Origin of the sequence: Mesorhizobium sp. M4B.F.Ca.ET.143.01.1.1 (genome assembly GCF_004792275.1) — a bacterium.
Classification (GTDB): Bacteria; Pseudomonadota; Alphaproteobacteria; order Rhizobiales; family Rhizobiaceae; genus Mesorhizobium; species Mesorhizobium abyssinicae.
On the sequence record NZ_SRSR01000365.1, the window covers coordinates 1 to 282 of the forward strand.

Genomic DNA, 282 nt, shown 5'->3' on the forward strand with positions numbered 1-282 from the left:
GAAGTCGAGCAGCGCGCCGTCATGGTCTATCGCCGAGGCGCCGATCACCGCGTAATCGACCTTGAACTGGCGGATGAAATCGACGGCCGCCCCTGGTCTCGCTGGCCGACTACGGTGCGTTCGGCAGCCTGATCGGAGGACTGAAGATCGAAGGTCTCGTTGCGAGGCTCGTCTATCGCTCGCTGCACAAGATGCATCTCAAGGCCGTGCACGGGCTGACCAAGACCATGCTGGCTTCGATCGGCGAGATGATCGTCAGGCGCGCCAGACCACGGATCAAGC

General features: G+C 62.4%; 1 pseudogene. It reads right to left on the reverse strand.

Going from position 1 to position 282, the window contains the following annotated elements:
• Positions 1-90: pseudogene (locus tag EN786_RS38440) on the reverse strand (DeoR family transcriptional regulator); the annotation flags it as partial.
• Positions 91-282 lie beyond the last annotated feature (192 nt).